The organism is Xenorhabdus innexi (assembly GCF_002632485.1).
Classification (GTDB): domain Bacteria; phylum Pseudomonadota; class Gammaproteobacteria; order Enterobacterales; family Enterobacteriaceae; genus Xenorhabdus; species Xenorhabdus innexi.
In genome coordinates this window covers 49,514-69,211 of sequence record NZ_NIBU01000005.1, presented here as the reverse complement: position 1 = coordinate 69,211, position 19,698 = coordinate 49,514, and the positions used below count along the sequence as shown (strand labels likewise).

General features: G+C 41.9%; 19 protein-coding genes. 13 read left to right on the top strand and 6 right to left on the bottom strand.

The window, feature by feature from the left end:
• Positions 1-47: 47 nt before the first annotated feature.
• The 4 genes from cydD to infA all read left to right on the top strand — a co-directional run bounded on the left by cydD (position 48) and on the right by infA (position 4,632).
• Positions 48-1,817, top strand: coding sequence for a heme ABC transporter permease/ATP-binding protein CydD (gene cydD / locus Xinn_RS03395; RefSeq protein WP_086953657.1), 1,770 nt, complete (start codon positions 48-50; stop codon positions 1,815-1,817).
• 1 nt (position 1,818) lies between these two features.
• Positions 1,819-3,561: a heme ABC transporter ATP-binding protein/permease CydC gene (cydC, locus tag Xinn_RS03390; RefSeq protein ID WP_086953658.1), complete on the top strand. Its 1,743-nt coding sequence runs from the start codon at positions 1,819-1,821 to the stop codon at positions 3,559-3,561.
• A gap of 8 nt (positions 3,562-3,569) precedes the next feature.
• Positions 3,570-4,259 (top strand): leucyl/phenylalanyl-tRNA--protein transferase, encoded by a 690-nt coding sequence (aat, locus tag Xinn_RS03385; protein ID WP_086953659.1) that lies wholly within the window; start codon positions 3,570-3,572, stop codon positions 4,257-4,259.
• 154 nt (positions 4,260-4,413) lie between these two features.
• Positions 4,414-4,632, top strand: a complete 219-nt coding sequence (gene infA, locus Xinn_RS03380) for a translation initiation factor IF-1 (protein WP_086953660.1) — start codon at positions 4,414-4,416, stop codon at positions 4,630-4,632.
• Positions 4,633-4,730: 98 nt separating this feature from the next.
• Here infA and clpA read toward each other — a convergent pair whose 3' ends face one another.
• Positions 4,731-7,016, bottom strand: coding sequence for an ATP-dependent Clp protease ATP-binding subunit ClpA (gene clpA, locus Xinn_RS03375; protein WP_086953661.1), 2,286 nt, complete (start codon positions 7,014-7,016; stop codon positions 4,731-4,733).
• 32 nt (positions 7,017-7,048) lie between these two features.
• On the bottom strand, positions 7,049-7,369 hold the full coding sequence (clpS, locus tag Xinn_RS03370) for an ATP-dependent Clp protease adapter ClpS (RefSeq protein ID WP_086953662.1): 321 nt from the start codon (positions 7,367-7,369) through the stop codon (positions 7,049-7,051).
• A gap of 324 nt (positions 7,370-7,693) precedes the next feature.
• On the opposite strand from clpS, the gene cspD reads away from it, so the two are divergent.
• From cspD to artM, 6 genes are all read left to right on the top strand, one after another.
• Entirely contained in the window at positions 7,694-7,927 is a 234-nt protein-coding gene (gene cspD / locus Xinn_RS03360; RefSeq protein WP_086953664.1) for a cold shock-like protein CspD, read from the top strand.
• Between the two features lie 508 nt (positions 7,928-8,435).
• A complete protein-coding gene (locus tag Xinn_RS03350) occupies positions 8,436-9,338 on the top strand; it encodes a LysO family transporter (protein ID WP_086953666.1) in 903 nt (300 codons plus the stop codon).
• 210 nt (positions 9,339-9,548) lie between these two features.
• The gene (artP, locus tag Xinn_RS03345) at positions 9,549-10,277 is read left to right on the top strand and encodes an arginine ABC transporter ATP-binding protein ArtP (RefSeq protein ID WP_086953667.1); all 729 of its coding nucleotides are present in this window, start codon (positions 9,549-9,551) and stop codon (positions 10,275-10,277) included.
• Between the two features lie 96 nt (positions 10,278-10,373).
• Complete coding sequence (gene artJ, locus Xinn_RS03340) at positions 10,374-11,117, top strand: arginine ABC transporter substrate-binding protein (protein ID WP_086953668.1); 744 nt, start codon at positions 10,374-10,376, stop codon at positions 11,115-11,117.
• Positions 11,118-11,127: 10 nt separating this feature from the next.
• The gene (artQ, locus tag Xinn_RS03335) at positions 11,128-11,850 is read left to right on the top strand and encodes an arginine ABC transporter permease ArtQ (RefSeq protein WP_086953669.1); all 723 of its coding nucleotides are present in this window, start codon (positions 11,128-11,130) and stop codon (positions 11,848-11,850) included.
• Positions 11,843-12,511, top strand: a complete 669-nt coding sequence (gene artM / locus Xinn_RS03330; protein ID WP_086953670.1) for an arginine ABC transporter permease ArtM — start codon at positions 11,843-11,845, stop codon at positions 12,509-12,511. Before artQ ends, artM begins: the two co-directional genes overlap by 8 nt.
• A gap of 77 nt (positions 12,512-12,588) precedes the next feature.
• Here the strand turns inward: artM and rlmC are convergent, their stop codons facing one another.
• The 3 genes from rlmC to Xinn_RS03315 form a co-directional block, all read right to left on the bottom strand.
• Complete coding sequence (gene rlmC, locus Xinn_RS03325) at positions 12,589-13,722, bottom strand: 23S rRNA (uracil(747)-C(5))-methyltransferase RlmC (protein ID WP_086956452.1); 1,134 nt, start codon at positions 13,720-13,722, stop codon at positions 12,589-12,591.
• A 24-nt stretch (positions 13,723-13,746) separates the two neighbouring features.
• Positions 13,747-14,259, bottom strand: a complete 513-nt coding sequence (locus Xinn_RS03320) for a type III secretion system chaperone family protein (protein ID WP_086953671.1) — start codon at positions 14,257-14,259, stop codon at positions 13,747-13,749.
• Between the two features lie 82 nt (positions 14,260-14,341).
• On the bottom strand, positions 14,342-14,653 hold the full coding sequence (locus Xinn_RS03315; RefSeq protein WP_086953672.1) for a YbjC family protein: 312 nt from the start codon (positions 14,651-14,653) through the stop codon (positions 14,342-14,344).
• Positions 14,654-14,854: 201 nt separating this feature from the next.
• On the opposite strand from Xinn_RS03315, the gene Xinn_RS03310 reads away from it, so the two are divergent.
• From Xinn_RS03310 to Xinn_RS03300, 3 genes are all read left to right on the top strand, one after another.
• Positions 14,855-15,118: a GrxA family glutaredoxin gene (locus Xinn_RS03310; RefSeq protein ID WP_086953673.1), complete on the top strand. Its 264-nt coding sequence runs from the start codon at positions 14,855-14,857 to the stop codon at positions 15,116-15,118.
• Between the two features lie 464 nt (positions 15,119-15,582).
• Positions 15,583-16,191 carry an undecaprenyl-diphosphate phosphatase gene (ybjG, locus tag Xinn_RS03305; protein WP_086953674.1) on the top strand — a complete coding sequence of 203 codons (609 nt, stop codon included), beginning with the start codon at positions 15,583-15,585 and terminating at the stop codon, positions 16,189-16,191.
• A gap of 882 nt (positions 16,192-17,073) precedes the next feature.
• Complete coding sequence (locus Xinn_RS03300) at positions 17,074-18,381, top strand: HAAAP family serine/threonine permease (protein WP_086953675.1); 1,308 nt, start codon at positions 17,074-17,076, stop codon at positions 18,379-18,381.
• A gap of 121 nt (positions 18,382-18,502) precedes the next feature.
• Here Xinn_RS03300 and Xinn_RS03295 read toward each other — a convergent pair whose 3' ends face one another.
• Positions 18,503-19,666: a serine hydrolase gene (locus tag Xinn_RS03295; RefSeq protein ID WP_422645999.1), complete on the bottom strand. Its 1,164-nt coding sequence runs from the start codon at positions 19,664-19,666 to the stop codon at positions 18,503-18,505.
• Between the last annotated feature and the right edge of the window lie 32 nt (positions 19,667-19,698).

The following is a 19,698-nucleotide window of genomic DNA, read 5'->3' as shown; positions in this document are numbered from 1 at the left end:
AGCTTGTTTTGATACTCGGTATCATCTGTTAATCTGAAATTTTTCTTATGGACAAAACAAGACAATCTGAACTTGTTCGATGGCTGAAACAGCAAAGTACCCCAGCCCGTCGATGGCTTCGTCTATCCATGCTACTGGGCCTGATTAGTGGCCTGCTGATTATATCTCAGGCCTGGCTGCTCGCATCCATCCTCCAGGCGCTTGTCATGGACCATGTTCCCCGTGAAAATCTTATCGGTCAATTTACGCTGCTGATGACCGCTTTTGCCTTGCGAGCGCTTGTCAGTGCTCTTCGGGAACGTATCGGCTTTATCTGTGGCAAGGTCGTACGTCAGCAAATCCGCGGTATGGTCTTGGATAAGCTGACTCAATTAGGGCCTGTTTGGGTGAAAGGTAAACCAGCTGGTAGCTGGGCAACCATTATTCTCGAACAAATCGAAGATATGCAGGATTTTTATTCCCGCTATTTACCTCAGATGACCCTTGCAGCCACTATTCCTGTTCTAATTCTGATTACAATATTTCCGATCAACTGGGCTGCCGGTGTTATTTTATTTGTAACAGCACCTTTGATCCCTCTTTTTATGGCTTTAGTCGGGTTAGGAGCAGCTGATGCAAATCGACGCAATTTTGTTGCACTTAGCCGATTAAGCGGTAATTTTCTCGACCGTTTGCGCGGGCTGGAAACGTTGCGTTTATTCCATCGGGGTAAAGCCGAAGTTAAACAAATTACCGAATCTACAGAAAATTTCCGCCTCAGAACGATGGAAGTCCTCCGCATGGCGTTTTTATCCTCTGCGGTATTGGAATTTTTTGCTGCTGTTTCCATTGCGGTTGTTGCTGTTTATTTTGGTTTTTCTTATCTGGGAGAGTTGCATTTTGGCAGTTACGGCCTTGGTGTCACACTGTTTGCTGGTTTTCTCGCGCTTATACTAGCTCCAGAGTTTTTTCAGCCTCTACGTGATCTGGGCACTTTTTACCATGCTAAAGCTCAGGCTATAGGCGCTGCAGAATCACTTTTCACGCTGTTAACCAGCGAAGGGGAACACTCCTCATATGGTGGCAAAAAAAATCTGTCCGAAAAAAGCGCTGTCACTATTGAAGCAAATGAACTGGAAATTCTGTCACATGATGGTCATCGCCTTGCCGGTCCTTTGAACTTTACGATTGATAAACATCAACGTATCGCATTAGTCGGTAAAAGTGGCGCAGGAAAAAGCTCCCTGATAAATGTCTTACTCGGTTTTCTTCCTTATCGTGGTTCACTGAAGATCAATGGGAATGAATTAAATGAGCTTAATCTCGACAATTGGCGTAAACAGTTAAGCTGGGTTGGGCAAAATCCTCACCTGCCGGAACAAACAATACTCGATAATATTCTCCTTGGTCAGTTTGATGCGACGCAGGAACAAATTCAGGATGTGATGCAGCGGGCCTATGTCACTGAGTTTGTCTCTGAGCTGCCTGATGGCCTAAACACCGTTATTGGTGATAACGCTGCACGATTATCCGTCGGACAAGCACAGCGTATCGCTGTCGCCAGAGCTTTATTGCATCCCTGTCAGCTTTTGCTGTTAGATGAACCCGCCGCCAGTCTTGATGCCCACAGTGAGCAACGAATAATGACAGCCTTGAATCAGGCTTCCGGTCAGCAATCCACTCTGTTAGTTACACATTTATTGGAAGAAACGCCGGAATACGATCAAATCTGGGTCATGGAAGGCGGATTAATTATCGAGAAAGGCAGTTATGAAAACCTTAGCCAATCTCAGGGCGCATTTTCCCGTCTGTTGTCTCACCGCAGTATGGAGCTTTAACATGCGTATATTACTTCCATTTCTCGCTCTCTATCGTCGTCACTGGTTTCTTATCAGCTTAGGGATGGTTCTGGCAACACTCACTCTGTTAGCCAGTATTGGCTTACTTACCCTGTCCGGCTGGTTTCTGGCCGGTACGGCTGTTGCGGGCTTTGCCGGAAAATATACCTTTAACTACATGCTGCCTGCTGCAGGTGTCCGGGGAGCTGCAATTTTCCGCACTGCCGGACGCTATGGTGAGCGTCTGGTTAGTCATGATGCGACATTTCGAGTATTAGCCCATCTGCGGGTATTTACCTTTCAGAAGATCCTGCCACTTTCTCCGGGAGGGATTGCCCGTTTTCGTCAGGGGGAACTATTAAACAGAGTGGTGGCTGATGTAGAAACATTAGATCACCTCTATCTTCGAGTCCTGTCTCCATTGCTTGCGGCGCTCGCTGTGATTGTAGTTCTGACATTGGGTTTAAGCTTCCTTGACTGGACTCTGGCTTATACTCTCGGCGGTATTATGCTGGGATTGTTACTGATATTACCTTTTGTGTTTTATCACGCAGGCAAACCCTATGGCAGAAATATCACTGCATTACGCGGGCAGTATCGTACTTTACTTACCAGCACATTACAGGGTCAGGCTGAATTAACCGTATTCGGTGCTCTTAATCGTTTCCGCCAGACAATGTCCGAGATTGAATCCCAATGGCTAAAAAGCCAGCAAAAACAAGCTAACCTGACCGGAATTTCTCAGGCTATCATGATTTTTGCTACAGGTATGACAGTGACATTAATATTATGGTTAGCAGCAGCAGGTGTAGGCGGAAATACTCAACCCGGAGCATTAATTGCCTTGTTTACCTTCTGTGCTCTTTCAGCTTTTGAATCTCTGGGGCCTGTCACTGTTGCATTCCAACATATGGGTCAGATGATCTCGTCTGCAACTCGCGTTTCTCAGCTAATGCATCAGAAGGCAGAAGTCATCTTCCCTGCTGACGGGCCAAAAAATACAGGTAATCTCAGTCTTGAGATAAAAAACATAGGGTTCACTTATCCTAACCAGCCTATGCCTGTATTGCAGAATGTTTCACTCTCCCTGCAAGAAGGTGAACATATCGCCTTATTAGGTAAGACAGGCTGTGGTAAATCCACTCTTTTACAATTATTAACCCGGGCATGGGATGTTGATAACGGCGAAATCCTACTCAATCAACAACCCATCTCTCTTTATGATGAAGCCACACTGAGAGCAATGATATCCGTCGTTCCTCAACGGATACACGTATTCAGTCATACTCTGCGGGAAAATCTGCTGCTGGCAAAACCGGATGCCACAGATGAGGAATTAACAACCACATTAAAACAGGTCGGTTTAGAAAGCTTGCTAGGCAATAATGAAAAGCTAAACTGTTGGATGGGCGAAGGTGGGCGACAGCTTTCAGGTGGCGAGCAACGCCGCTTGGGTATTGCCAGAGCTTTGCTGCATAATTCACCACTCATGTTGCTGGATGAACCGACAGAAGGGCTTGATGCGGATACTGAACAACAAATTTTGGCACTATTGCGCCATAGTTGTCAGGATAAAACACTTATTGTGATTACCCATCGGTTAACAGGCTTACAGCACATGGATCGGATCTGTGTGATGGATGGGGGACGTATCATTGAGCAAGGGCAACACGATGTATTATTGTCCCAACAAGGACGCTATTACCAATTCTATCAACGACAGAGCTATCTGGATCAGGAGTAAAACGTTTTATGTTGATAGCTCAATTGGATAACTCATATGAATTTCCTCATCCAGATAATGCACTGGCAGAACCAAATGGTCTGTTAGCATTTGGGGGTGATTTAAGCGCTGAACGATTAAAGACCGCGTATAGCAAAGGAATTTTTCCATGGTTTTCACCCAATGAGCTTCCTTTGTGGTGGTCTCCCGACCCCAGAGCTGTCCTGATCCCGGGAGAATTACATACCGGACGCACTTTACGACGTTTTATTCGCAAACATCCTTACCAAATTACGGTAAACTATGCTTTCGAACAGGTGGTATATGGATGTGCCCAGAGGCAGGAAGGCACATGGATCGGTTCTGACATCCAATTGGGCTACCAGACTCTGCATCAGGAGGGTTTGGCTCACTCAGTTGAAGTCTGGCATAAACAACAACTCGTCGGCGGGTTATATGGTGTTAATATAGGAACACTATTTTGCGGTGAATCGATGTTTAGTAAAATGGAGAATGCATCCAAGTGTGCTTTTGTGGCATTCTATCACCATTTTTTACGTCATGGTGGCCAACTTTTTGATTGCCAGGTGCTAAACCACCATACAGAATCACTGGGCGCCAAAAATATTCCAAGGAAAGAATTTCTCCGGTATCTTGGCCAATGCCAAAAGCAATCATTGCAAACAGGTTGTTGGGACGCACAACTGCTGGAGTTATAATCAATTCTTGGTGATTTATGCTGTTCACGGTGGGAGTGTCAATACTATTATCAGGAAAATGATGGTGTAAAATACGACATTCCTTTACATAATGAGGGTTTTTCGGCATTATCTTGCCGGTTAAAAACTATGGTTGTTACATTTAGAGGATTAGATGGCCAAAGAAGACAATATTGAAATGCAAGGTACTGTGTTAGACACACTGCCAAACACCATGTTTCGTGTCGAATTAGAAAACGGACACGTCATTACTGCTCACATTTCAGGTAAAATGCGTAAAAACTATATCCGCATCCTGACTGGAGATAAAGTTACAGTTGAACTAACTCCATATGACCTGACCAAAGGCCGTATCATCTTCCGTAGCCGCTAATTTCGATACCTTCTTTACACCACAGGCTATGTTTTCTGAACATTCACCTGTGGTGTTCCTCGCAGATTTATCGCCAGTCTTTTATATGCCGTACTTATTCATAGCACGGCATCTTCAGATTTTTTCTTGTTAGATTTCTGTACGCTTTTGAAATCGTATTTCAGTGCATTTTTATCTTTATCAAGGCTAATTCTGACTGAGCCTCCATGCACTAAAGAGCCAAACAGCAACTCATTTGCCAATGGTTTTTTCAGACTATCCTGAATCACACGAGCCATCGGACGAGCGCCCATCGCTTTATCGTAACCCTTATCGCATAACCACTGACGGGCATCCGTACTGATTTCCAGAGACACGCCTTTTTCATCCAGTTGAACCTGCAATTCAACAATAAATTTATCAACAACTTGCTGAATAACTTCCACAGAAAGTGAGTCAAACCAGATAATACTGTCAAGTCGATTGCGAAATTCTGGGGTGAAGGTTCGCTTAATCTCTGTCATTCCATCAATGCTATTATCCTGTTCCGTGAAACCAATGGATTTACGCTGTATTTCACGCACTCCCGCATTAGTGGTCATCACCAGAATAACATTACGGAAATCAGCTTTGCGGCCATTGTTATCCGTCAATGTTCCATTATCCATCACCTGAAGCAGAATGTTGAACACATCTGGATGGGCTTTCTCAATTTCATCAAGCAACAACACGGAATGAGGGTGTTTAATAATAGCATCCGTTAATAAACCACCCTGATCATACCCAACATAACCCGGCGGAGCACCAATCAAGCGACTGACTGTATGACGCTCCATATATTCAGACATATCAAATCGTAATAATTTAATATTGAGCACTTTAGCCAACTGTACAGTCACTTCTGTCTTACCAACGCCTGTAGGCCCGGCAAACAGGAAAGAACCAACCGGTTTGTGCTCCTGTCTCAGTCCCGCACGGCTCATTTTGATAGCTTCGGTTAACGCGCCGATGGCTCTGTTCTGACCAAAAACCAGCATTTTTAAACGATCATCCAGTGTTCTCAGAACATCTTTATCACTGGCTGAAACTGTTTTCTCCGGAATACGGGCAATACGGGCAACAACGGACTCAATATCTGCAACATTAATCGTTTTTCGACGGCGGCTAGCCGGGACTAACCTTGTACGTGCACCTGCTTCATCAATCACATCAATGGCTTTATCCGGCAAATGGCGATCAGTAATGTATTTCACAGACAGTTCAACCGCAGCCCGAATCGCTTTTGCTGTATAGCGAACATCATGGTGTGCCTCATATTTAGCACGTAACCCATTAATGATTTGTACCGTTTCTTCAGAAGACGGCTCCAGAATATCGATCTTCTGAAACCGACGGGCCAAAGCGCGATCTTTTTCAAAAATATTGCTGAATTCCTGATAAGTTGTCGAACCAATCACCCGAATACGACCGCTGGATAAAAGAGGTTTAATCAGATTGGCAGCATCCACCTGACCACCCGAAGCGGCACCCGCACCGATAATAGTATGAATTTCGTCAATAAAGAGAATACTTTTGCTGTCCTGTTCCAGCGTTTTTAACAAGGTTTTGAAGCGCTTCTCAAAATCACCACGATATTTTGTCCCGGCCAGTAATGAACCGATATCCAGTGAGTAAATTGTGCAATCCTTCATCACGGCCGGAACATCTTTTTGCACAATGCGCCAGGCGAGGCCTTCTGCAATCGCGGTCTTACCGACACCAGATTCCCCGACCAGCAACGGATTATTCTTACGCCTACGACACAGCACCTGAATTGTTCTTTCTAATTCATGCTGACGACCGACAAGCGGATCAATTTGCCCTTTTTGGGCAGACTGATTCAGATTTGTAGTGAAATTTTCCAATCTATCCTCACCTATCGCTTGTTCTTCCTGAACTGGATTAACATTATGATGGCTCTCATTATCGAGCTCATCTTTACGTGTTCCGTGAGATATAAAATTCACAACATCCAGTCGGCTGACATCATGCTTGCGCAATAAATAAGCCGCCTGAGATTCTTGTTCGCTAAAAATTGCAACCAGCACATTAGCACCGGAAACTTCTGAACGCCCCGAAGATTGAACGTGAAATACCGCTCGCTGCAAAACTCGCTGAAAGCTCAGTGTTGGCTGGGTATCCCGATCATCATTTTCCGGTAATAAAGGGGTTGTTTGAGTAATAAAATTTTCCAGTTCCTGGCGTAAAACCGCCAGATCGACCTTACAAGCCTCCAGTGCTTCTCGCGCTGATGTATTACTCAACAACGCCAGTAGCAGGTGCTCTACAGTCATAAACTCATGTCTGTTATCCCTTGCTTTGGCAAAAGCAATGTTGAGACTCAGCTCCAATTCTTGATTGAGCATAAGCACCTCCTCCTAAAATCAGTAAGCCAGATTCAGACTTTTTCCAGCGTGCAAAGTAACGGATGCTCGTGCTCCTTGGCATACATGTTCACTTGCGCAGCTTTAGTTTCTGCGACCTCTGCTGTATAAATACCGCAAATTGCCTTCCCTTGGTAATGGACATCCAGCATTAGTTGCGTTGCTCGTTCAACATCATAAGAAAAGAACTTTTGTAATACGTCAACCACAAACTCCATAGGGGTATAGTCATCATTATTCAGAATTATCTTGTACATTGATGGCGGCTGTAACGCTTGCTTTTCTTTATCTTCTATAAATTCTTCAAGATTCAAGCTGTTATAAAAATGACTCATTATCTTTCCACTGAGTATTATCTTTCTATCGGATTTTAGTATGAACTAATTCGTTCTACCTCTATATATTTTATCACTACATAAAGCACTCTGCTTATTCCCGTAGACGATCAGAGCCAGTATTCCACCTAAAAACCTGATACCGTTATCTATATCAAACTTTGGTAATTTGAAGCAACCAGACATAACTTCTGCACTTGACGATAAAATCAATTTCACTACAGTGTATTTTATGAACACCATACATAGCTGGACGACTGTTCATGATCCTGAAATTTTTAGTGATTCCTAAACCCGAAATCATAATACGAGGGATAGAGAAGTATGGAAACAGGCACTGTTAAATGGTTCAATAATGCGAAGGGCTTTGGATTTATTTGCCCTACTAGTGGCGGCGAAGACATCTTTGCTCACTATTCGACTATTCAGATGGATGGTTACAGGACGCTGAAAGCTGGGCAAAAAGTGAATTTCAGCGTTAACCAAGGCCCTAAAGGCAATCATGCCTGCCTTATTGTTCCTTTGGAAGATGGCTCAAAACTAAAAAAGAGTGACTAATAGTTTCGTAACTCACGCGCCACAGGTAAATTTCCCTTTATTTGTGGCGTGTTATTCCACAGATAATCGCTCTTTTCCCTCCCCCTAAAAACCTGTCACATTTACACAATAAATATAATTGAGTGAGATGTAAATCAATTGGATGTAAATGAAACAGATGTAAGAATCAAGAGAGTTTTATCATCAAATATCAACCATAACTAACTCATATCTCTAAGATTACGAGTTTCCACATCATACAAAATGATATTGCCCTATTTTACTTTGAATCTACTTAATTTTTTTATAAGTCCAAAGTGGCAGGATAACAAAAATGGGCTGAATTACAGTAGGTTTTCCTTTACCCAGCATGTTATAGTAGTGTGAATTATTTGTTGTTACAGCTTTTTTAGTTTTTATGACTAACTTTATATCTAGCATAAGTGCAATCAACAAAAACGCGACTTGAAAGACAAGAGTATAAAGCCAGATTAAAAGATAAAAGACGTTTATTATAAGGATATGTAACATGTATTCAGGATTACTGATTATCCTCCTTCCATTGATTCTGGGTTATCTGATTCGCCTAAATAACAAAATGATACTCACCAGAGTTCACAAATTGCTCAATATCATGGTTTATCTCATTCTCCTGCTCATGGGCATCAGCCTTGCCATACTGGATGATCTAGGCAGCAATTTGCTCTCTATCCTACTGTATGCGATGACATTTTTTTTATGTATCTTTGCAACTAACTGGCTGGCACTTTTTTTTCTGGATAAAAAAGAGCCGTGGATTATCACAGGGCATAAACAGGAAAGCCCCCCTTCCCGTCTGCATATGGCATTTGATTCCATCAAATTATGTGGCGCTCTAATATTAGGTTTTTTGCTCGGTCTGACAGAATTGTCATTGTTTAAGTTTGCCGACAAAGCCAGCACGATTACCTTAATTTTCTTACTGTTTCTTGTTGGTATCCAGCTACGTAATAACGGCTTGAGTTTGAAACAGACATTGATGAATCGCCGTGGAGCGGTTATTGCTGTTATTGTCGCTATCAGTTCTCTTATTGGCGGGGTTATAGCAGCATTCCTGCTTGGCTTACCAACCAAAACAGGCTTGGCTGTTGCATCTGGATACGGCTGGTATTCTCTTTCCGGTATTTTACTCTCTGACGCTTACGGGCCTGTGCTTGGCAGTACGGCTTTTTTTAATGATCTGGCTCGTGAGCTGGCATCAATTATGCTTCTTCCTATGTTGATCAACCGCTATCGTTCTACTGCATTAGGTTTAACCGGAGCAGCATCAATAGATTTCACATTACCCATACTACAGCGTTGTGGGGGCATAAGTATTGTACCCGCAGCGATTGTTCACGGCTTCATTTTAAGTTTGATGACACCTATATTTATCGCATTTTTTACCCGATAGATTCAAAACAACAAACATAAGGCATTATTTAACAACTTAATATTCAAACTAAAAAAAGGCAATCCAATAAAAAGCAGATCATAAAAAGAACGAGTCCTGATTAGAAAATTTATAAAATTGACTAAAATAACGATTTTACGCGCATATTATTGCATAGTTATTCTTTTGGGATTAACATCCATAAACTAATTAACTATTCATAGTTTTCGCATGAGAATTCAATTAAAAAATATCAATTGTTTCTATGGGACTAGTCAGGCTCTGTTTGATATCGACTTTGAATGTGGTTCAGGAGAAACCGTTGTTCTGCTCGGCCCTAGTGGTGCAGGCAAAAGTTCCTTACTGCGAGTCCTGAATTTACTGGAGATGCCTCGTTCCGGTCAGTTAAGTATAGCAAAGCATCAATTTGATTTTAAACAACCCCCTAATGCAAAAGAGATTCGCGCACTGCGGCAGCATGTGGGGATGGTTTTTCAGCAATATAACTTATGGCCGCATTTAACCGTAATGGATAACCTGACTGAAGCTCCCTGTCGGGTTTTAGGCTTATCCAAACAACAATCCTTGGAAAAAGCAGCTAAGTTACTCTCCCGTCTTCATCTTGAAGAATTTGCTCATCGCTTTCCGCTGAATTTGTCAGGGGGGCAACAGCAACGGGTCGCTATTGCACGCGCACTCATGATGGAACCTCAGGTTCTGTTATTTGATGAACCAACAGCAGCACTTGACCCCGAAATCACATCTCAGGTCGTTGAGATAATTAAAGAACTGGCAGAAACCGGCATTACTCAAATTATTGTGACACATGAAGTGGAACTTGCCCGTAAAACAGCCAGTCAGGTTATTTATATGGAAAAAGGAAGAATTATAGAAAAAGGTGATGCAAGTCATTTTTTGAAGCCTCAAACAGAAGCTTTTGCTCATTATTTGTCACACTAAGTTTGTCATACTGAGCCAGCTATACAGCCCCCCATGCAAAAATAGTGTCAGAAAAATAATCATCAATCACATGCTCATCAATTACAGGACATGGCTATGAAAAAATTATTGCTTGCAGCTTTATTCTCTACAATCACCCTATCAGCAACCGCTGCAGAGAAAGAAACTCTGCACTTTGCGACTGAAGCAACCTACCCTCCATTTGAATTTGTTGATGCCAACAATAAAATTCAGGGGTTCGATGTAGATCTGGCAGATGCTATGTGTAAAAAAATCAATGCCGAATGTAGCTTCACCAATCAAGCATTTGACAGTCTTATTCCCAGTCTGAAATTCCGCCGTGTCGATGTGTTAATGGCTGGTATTGATATTACGCCTGACAGAAAAAAACAGGTTGATTTCACTGATACTTATTATGATAACTCCGCCGATTTTGTGGTTGTTAAAGGTAAGTTTTCCAAAGTTGATGAGCTGAAAGGCAAGCTTGTAGGCACTCAGAATGGTACAACCCATCAAAAATACCTGATGGAACAGCATAAAGAATTAAAAACAGTGCCATATGACAGCTACCAGAATGCAATCCTTGACCTGAAAAATGGTCGTATTGAGGCAATATTTGGTGATACTGCTGTTGTCAATGAATGGCTGAAAAAGAATAAAGAACTGGGCACAATTGGTGAGAGAGTCACTGATAAAAATTACTTTGGTACCGGTTTGGGGATCGCTGTTCGTAAGGGCAATACAGACCTGTTGAACAAGCTGAATAAAGCTCTGGCAGAAATCAAACAGGATGGCACTTATGACACCATCTACAAAAAATGGTTTGGAAAAAATAACTAATTGAACGCCAATGAATGAACTTCAATCTTTAATCAGTGCCGCCGGTATCACCGTCGGCCTTGCTGTTTCCTCTCTCATAGCAGGCCTGATTCTGGCAATGATTTTTGCTGGCTGGGAATCTTCGCGCTGGAAAACCTTTGCACTCTTAGGCTCCTGTTGGGTTACTCTGATCCGTGGGCTGCCTGAAATTCTGGTAGTTCTTTTTATCTATTTCGGGAGTTCACAACTTCTTATTCTTTTATCAGATGGTCTTGATATCAATCTGGTGGTCTGCCAGTTCAGAATACAGATGGAAATTGACAGTTTTGATGTCAGCCCTTTCCTTTGCGGTGTCATTGCGCTTTCGCTCCTTTATTCAGCCTATGCATCTCAGACAATAAGAGGAGCATTAAAAGCGATTCCTGCCGGGCAGCGAGAAGCTGGTCAGGCACTGGGGTTAAGCCAGAGCCGCATATTTTTCCGCCTGATCATGCCGCAAATGTGGCGCCATGCTTTACCCGGCCTTGGTAATCAGTGGCTGGTTTTATTAAAAGATACGGCTCTGGTCTCGTTAATAAGCGTTAATGATTTGATGTTACAAACAAAAAGTATCGCCACTCGCACACAAGAACCATTCACATGGTATATGGTAGCCGCCATAATCTATTTACTTATCACATTGGTGAGCCAATTTATTCTCAAGCGACTTGAAGTACGTGCGACTCATTTTGAACGGAGTACTTCTGATGTTTGAGTATATAAAGGATATTTTACCGGGTCTGCAAACCAGTCTTAGCCTCACTTTCACCGCATTGCTGGTGGCATTTATGCTGTCAGTCATCCTGACTGTGATTCTGACAATGAAACTGCCGGTTTTATCTCAACTGGTGAAAGGCTATATAACACTATTCACCGGCACTCCCTTACTCGTACAGTTCTTTCTGATTTACTATGGTCCCGGCCAATTTCCATTAATAAAAGAGTACCCGTGGTTATGGCAGTTAATGTCTGAGCCGTGGCTCTGTGCTATGGTGACACTGGCTTTAAATAGCGCCGCGTATTCTACGCAGCTTTTTTACGGGGCTGTTAAAGCAATTCCGGCAGGGCAATGGCAATCCTGTCATGCACTTGGTATGTCGCAGGCACATTCCATGCGCATTTTACTGCCGTATGCCTTCAAACGAGCACTCTCGTCCTATTCAAATGAAGTTATCTTGATTTTTAAAAGCACTTCACTGGCCAGTACAATCACCCTGTTGGATATTATGGGATACAGCCAGCTACAATTTGGCCGCAGTTATGATGCAACCGTTTTTGTTGCAGCAGGTATCATTTATCTCTGCATAAATGGCCTTCTGACATTGCTGATGCGTATTTTTGAACGACGCACGTTATCATTTGAGCAACGTCATTAAACTGTTCACTATGAATTTGTGTCTCTCTTTGCTTCCATTGCTGATTACCCACAATGGAAGCCATTCCTTATTTCCGGTCAATTTTTATCCAGAACCAACAGAGCCAGAGCTTCATAATGTTCAGTATGTGGAAACATATCGAATAACTGCACTTTTTCTATCCGGTATCGTTCGAGCATCATGATATCTTTTGCCATCGTTTCCGCATTACAACTTGAGTAAAGAATAAACTCAGGTGCCATTCGATTAAGATACTGGCAAAGTTCTTTACCTATCCCCCTGCGAGGTGGATTAACTAATACCAACTCCGGGATCTGTGACTTATCAAGCGCAAAATGCGTAGAATCCAGAGCCTGAAATTCAACATGTTTAAGCCCGAGACTATCAGCCGAATTTCTGGCACAGGCAATCGCCTCTTCACTGATCTCAATCCCTGTCAACTTGGTTTCTTTATCTGCACAATGCAGGCCAAAGCCTCCTGCACCACAAAACAGATCCCACATACTGCTTATATTCAGATCCCTGACCCATTGCCCTGCTGTCATATATAGCTGTGAGGCAATAGCCGGATTCGTCTGGAAGAAACTCCGGGGACGAATATACAACGGAATATTGTTAAAATTTTCCCGTAACATTTTCTTTTCAGTGAAAAGAATCTCTTTTTCACCTTCAAGGATTGCCATATGAGTCGGCTGAATATTGGCAGAAATTACCGTCAATTGTGGTAACTGCTCCTGTAGCCATGGTAAGGCTCGTTTTAGCTGCCCCAGCTTAGTTTCTGAACGCAACACAAACCTCAGCATCATCTCTTTATCAGCCCGGCTTTCGGTCAACAGAATATATTTCAGCTCACCCTTTTTACGTGCAACGTTGTATGGCACTAACCCCGCTTTCGCAATAAATATTTTTATTGCGTCAAATACCGGCTGAAAGTGTTGTGGATACAAAGGGCAATCACAGAGATCGACTGTTCTCCCATCCCGATGAAGCATTCCGAGCAACGGGCGTTCGACACTACCACTCACGACCATTTTAGCTTTATTACGAAATCCACTAAGCTTGCTGGCAACAGGAGGCTGCCAGCACGTGTTAGGAGTTTCTCGTAAAAGCTGCTGTAAATGTTCTTGTTTATCTGATAACTGATGTAAATAGGACTTATCAAGCCACTGGCAGGAGTGACAATGCCCCGCGATATACTGCGCACACTGCATTGTAAAAGACCACATTAAAATATATTAGTGCAAAGTAAACGTTGAAGTTTCTGTCGAAGCCTGTGCTTCTTCATCATCTTCTACTTCCATTTCACTTTCCATATCACTCGTGACATACAGAAAGTTGTGACTGTGGACTTCGAAAATCACATTGGAAATCTGTTCCTCGCCCTGTTTCAGAAAATGAGAAAATTGCTGGAAAGTCATACCCGCAGCGACAGGAAATGACTGACAGACAATAAGTTTTGGTAAATTTTCATCCTGAATATCAAGGAATGCCTTAACAGTAAGAGAACTGGCATTAATCTGGCTCAGATTCGCAACCAATGGAATGATTGCCGTTGGCCTGACTTCTGCCAAAGCGGAAAAAAAGACAACCCCTTCCAGCAGATCAATCTTGGCATCAAACAAGCCCTCAATGTTCTGCATATGAGGCAAATGCAATACCTGACTTGCTTCATTTTCAAAATAAGAGATTTTGAGTTTATCAAGCCAGTTACGTAATGTTGCTAAATTTGGGATAACCATAGAATCCATTGAATCAACCTCATATGACTAAAAGTGACATCTGCTACCTTCAGAAAACACGCTATTAGGATAGCAACATGAAATCGTTAACCTATTCTGTTTTTTCTCTATCAGAAACAACCCGATGATTTTTGCTCTCTTTCTTATGATCAATGCCTAAGAAAGAAAGATTATAGATCGCACGCCAGATAATATGGATAGCTGCGGGAATCAAACAGCCAATGCCCAATAAGATCATAGCAATGTGTGCTTCTGTCGTCATTAATAAAGGTGATAGAATTATGCTATCAGTTATCGATAAATAGACTAACGCTAATAACCCGATACCCAATACTTCCAACAAAATAACCAGCTTTGGCATATCAGCCAACGAACGCATCTCTTCTGATGTACTTTTCTTCATTTGTTGACTACCTTCCAAATCTGATATGGGTGATAAATTTTAACCATGCCTTACCAGATAATCATATCTGAATCACTTGTATTGGCAGGACTAATTAAAACGAAAGGAAATTCCTGCTTTTTTTTATCGGCGCTTACAGGCATAGTAACTCAAGATGACATATCAATGTAGTCCATGTTCATTACTACTTAAGGAGTTTATATGTACACTGTCATTTTTGGTCGCCCCGGTTGCCCATACTGTGTCCGCGCAAAAGAACTGGCTGAAAAATTAAAAACAGAGCGTGAAGACTTTGATTACCGTTATGTGGATATTTTGGCAGAGGGTATCACCAAAGAAGACTTGTCAAAAACGGTAGGCAAAACTGTTGAGACAGTTCCCCAGATTTTCATTGATGAAACACACATTGGCGGCTGTACTGACTTTGAAGCCTACGCCAAAGAGAATCTGGAACTGTATAAATAATCACGGCATCACTACTGCTCAGGCTAAAAAGCATTTTTTGCCTGAGCGGCATACATCTCATTAATTCTGAAAGAAATTTCAGACTATTCCACTCAAAACCCCCACCCGATAGAAAAAACTCTGTAATTTTTTTACGAACGTGAGAACTTTCAGGTTTTCGTACAGTCTCAATTAGTGCCACTGCTTTTCTTTGATGTCCCCATATTGAGGAGCCCGATAGTCATCCCCTTTGGTTAAAGACTATCGGGTTTTTTGTTTATACGGGACGTTAAAAATGAGCAAAAAACAACTTATGCCATATCATGAATACATTATTGACCTACCCAGCTTCAATAATCATTAAATAAAATGATGAATCAAGGCAATACCGCTTTATTGATCCACATGCTAAAATTATTGTTTTTACCGATAAATTGATAAACACGTTATCATATTTCTACTTCAATGCACGTGTGAGGCTCATCTTGCTAGAACAACTGAACCACGATTTGTTTAACCTTATCAATGCGACACCAGATTCATCATCAGGCATGATCATGTTTTCAATCTTTATTGCTAAATATCTGGTGTATGTATATCCCATCACACTAGCAGTTTTCTGGCTTTGGGGGAAAAAGGAGGCCATCTCACACCAACGTATTGTTGTCAGTAAATCCTGTATTGCTTTTGCCTTTGCAATTTCGGCATCAACAATCATTGGAGTACTTGTCCCCCATGCCCGTCCGTTTGTTGAAGGCGTTGGTTATAATTTTCTTGTTCATGCGCCCACAGCTTCATTTCCCAGTAATCATGGTACAGCCGTGTTTACATTTTCACTGGCGTTTCTTTTCTGGCATCGGATCTGGTCAGGAATCGGCCTGATGGTTATTGCCTGTGCTATCGTCTGGGCCCGGGTTTATGTAGGGGTTCATTGGCCAATCGACATGATTGGCGCCTTGCTTGTCAGCCTGATGGGGTGTGCATTCTCGCAAATATTCTGGCATCAGTACGGCGCATTTTTACAAAACAAACTCACCTTTCTTTATCAATTCTGCTGCTCCTTTTTGATAAAAAGAGGCTGGGTACAAAGTTAGTCTTTTTTCTTCAGTAGAAAAGATATTCAATCTTTTTCAGGTTGTAGCTTTGTTGGCTACAACCTGAAAGACGGCAGGTGTAGATATGAAATACCAGCAAACGTCATAAAACCATTCGCTATATACAACATCATATAATGAAATATCATTATTCTTTCTACATAAAAAACAATCTATAATATTCTCTTTTCATGTGGTAACTTTTAAAAATTAAGATGTTTATTAATTTATAATACTAAAAATAAAATTTCTATTTATACAATTCATATCTTAATTCAAACTAAGGCACCACATTGTTTTACTTTTATTTCAGCAGGATACAGGCGGTGAAAATAAGTTAAATTCATATTTCAAATTATAAGAACTAATATTAACCACCCTGATTTTAATTTAAAACGTCACAAAAAAATAATTTATTAATGTTTTAATGAATATATAAATGACAAAATCAGAACGAGAAATTCAAATTTAAGTTATGAAACTCATTACTTCCATTCTTTACCACTGCATTTTATTTAATATTTAATTAACATCATCATAAAAACTCGTAACATATTAACTTTACGATATAAATCTTGCAATTGCGAGAGCGATCACGGTACATTTTACTAAAAATAATTATATTCCCTTTACCAAAAGTCTGTGGTTAAGAATTTTGATTTAAATATCAAAAATAGAACTAAACGGGATCTGGAATTTTCAGCTTAAAATGGCTGCATTTTAATCGATATTATTAGTATATAAATAAACGTGTTTAAATAAACGTCAGCTCAATATCTGACAACTTATTATTCATATAACGAATCCAACTCGTGCATTTTAATGATGTGCGGGTTTAGTAGTTTTTAAATTTTACTTTACCGCGTTATTTCGGAGATATTTATGGACACATCTCAAACAGGTTCAATCGCATCCTCTGCTTCTGGCAGCAAAAGCGATTACTCTACCTGGCGTAAATCAGATACTGTATGGATGTTGGGATTATATGGCACAGCCATCGGCGCTGGCGTTCTGTTTCTTCCTATAAACGCCGGGATTGGCGGACTAATACCCCTTATCATCATGGCTCTGCTTGCACTTCCGATGACATTTTTTGCTCACCGGGGAATGTGTCGTTTTGTCCTGTCCGGCAAAAATAGCGGTGAAGATATCACTGGTGTGGTAGAAGAGCATTTTGGTAAAGTGGCTGGCTTTTTTATCACTATCCTCTACTTCTTTGCCATCTACCCTATCCTGCTGGTTTATAGTGTTGCACTGACCAATACGGTAGAAAGTTTTATCACCCACCAGCTGAATATGGATGCTCCTCCTCGCGCATTACTGGCGCTGGTATTAATTCTCGGCGTTATGAGCATTATCCGTTTCGGTGAGAAAGCCATTGTCAAAGCAATGAGCGTGTTGGTGTTCCCATTCGTAACCGTACTGATGCTGCTGGCTCTGTATCTGATCCCTCATTGGAACACGGCTATTTTTGATACTCTGTCACTGGACAATGCAGTTTCTTCCACAAACAGTCACGGCCTGCTGTTCACCTTGTGGTTGGCGATTCCGGTTATGGTTTTCTCTTTCAACCATTCCCCTATCATCTCTGCGTTTGCTGTAGCAAAACGTGAAGAGTACGGCGACAATGCGGAAAAGAAATGTTCACGCATTCTGGGCTATGCTCACATCATGATGGTACTGACAGTTATGTTCTTTGTGTTCAGTTGCGTACTGAGCCTATCACCAGAAAATCTGGCGGAAGCAAAAGCACAGAACATTACTATTCTGTCTTATCTGGCTAACCATTTTAATACACCACTGATTGAGTATATCGCTCCATTCATTGCCTTTATTGCCATTACCAAATCATTCCTCGGCCACTATCTGGGTGCTCGTGAAGGCTTCAATGGTATCGTTAATAAAGCTATGAACGCACGAGGCAAATCTATTCAGCACAAAACGCTGAATCGAATCACCAGCCTTTTCATGCTGATCAGCGCATGGATTATTGCAACTATTAACCCAAGTATTCTGAATATCATTGAATCACTGGGTGGCCCAATCATTGCTATGATCCTGTTCATCATGCCAATGTATGCTATTTACAAAGTACCTGCTATGCGCAAATATGCGGGCAAGCCAAGCAATATCTTTATCATTGTGATGGGATCAATTGCAATTTCTGCCGCAGTTTACTCTGTAATGTAATCGATATATCCGGCAACTTTTTATAGTTGCCAATCTAGAAAAATGCCAGTCTCCCTGATAGGAACTGGCATTTTTACCTCTCTCTGACTGTATTATATTTTCGTATCTCTGGGGTCACTCATTAACTAAAAATTGCGTTAAACCAGCCACTCACTGTCTTCACAATAAAATCCCAGATACGACCAAAGAAACCCGTTTCTTCAACAGCTTCTTTTACCACCAGAGGATGTTGTGCAACCACCTTTCCATCCAGCATGAAATGCACGGTTCCTACAACCTGATTTTTTGCCAATGGTGCTTCCAACTCAGCCTGATTCAAAGTGAAATTTGCTTTCAAATTTGCAGATTGCCCACGCAGGAGAGTCACTGCGGCATCTTTTTCAACACCTAATGCGACTTCTGAACGAGTTCCGTACCACACTTTCTGTGTAACAAAAACAGCATCAGCCTTTAAGGGAGTGGTTGTTTCATAAAAACGAAAGCCCCATGACAGAAGTTTCTCGCTATCCACAAAACGCATCCGATCACTTGGTGCCCCCAGAACAACCGAGATTAAGCGCATCGGGCCTTCAGTTGCAGAGGCGACAAGATTATATCCCGCACCACTGGTATGCCCTGTTTTTATGCCATCCACATTCATATTCTGATTCCACAACAAACGGTTGCGGTTAGGCTGGCGGATCTTGTTAAACGTGAATTCTTTCTCTTTATTCAGTGCATATTCTTCCGGGACATCACGGATCATCGCCTGTCCCAAAACGGCCATATCACGCGCAGTGCTGTATTGCCCTGAAGCATCTAGCCCATGTACGGTTTTAAAATGAGTGTTTGTCAGCCCCAGAGACTGAGAATATTTATTCATTAAATCAACAAATGCATCCTGACTTCCCGCTACATAATCTGCAAGAGCAATGCTTGCGTCATTACCAGACTGGATCACAATGCCGCGATTCAAATCAATAACTTTGACTCTATCACCCGGTTTTAAAAACATCAGGGATGAGCCTTTGAGCACAGGATTACCTGTCGCCCATGCATCTTTTCCCACGGTAACCATATCATCCTGAGAAATTTTACCTGACTTCATCGCCTGCCCAATCACATAGCTGGTCATCATTTTGGTCAGACTTGCCGGATCTAAGCGTTCATCAGCATTATTTGATGCCAGAATTTTTCCACTGGCATAATCCATCAGAACATAAGATTTCGCATCAACCTCAGGTGCAGCGGGTTCATCCATTGCATACAGGCTGGTACTTGCCAGCCAAAAAACACCCATCCCCATCGTAAAAAACTTTATTCTCTTAATATGACCTC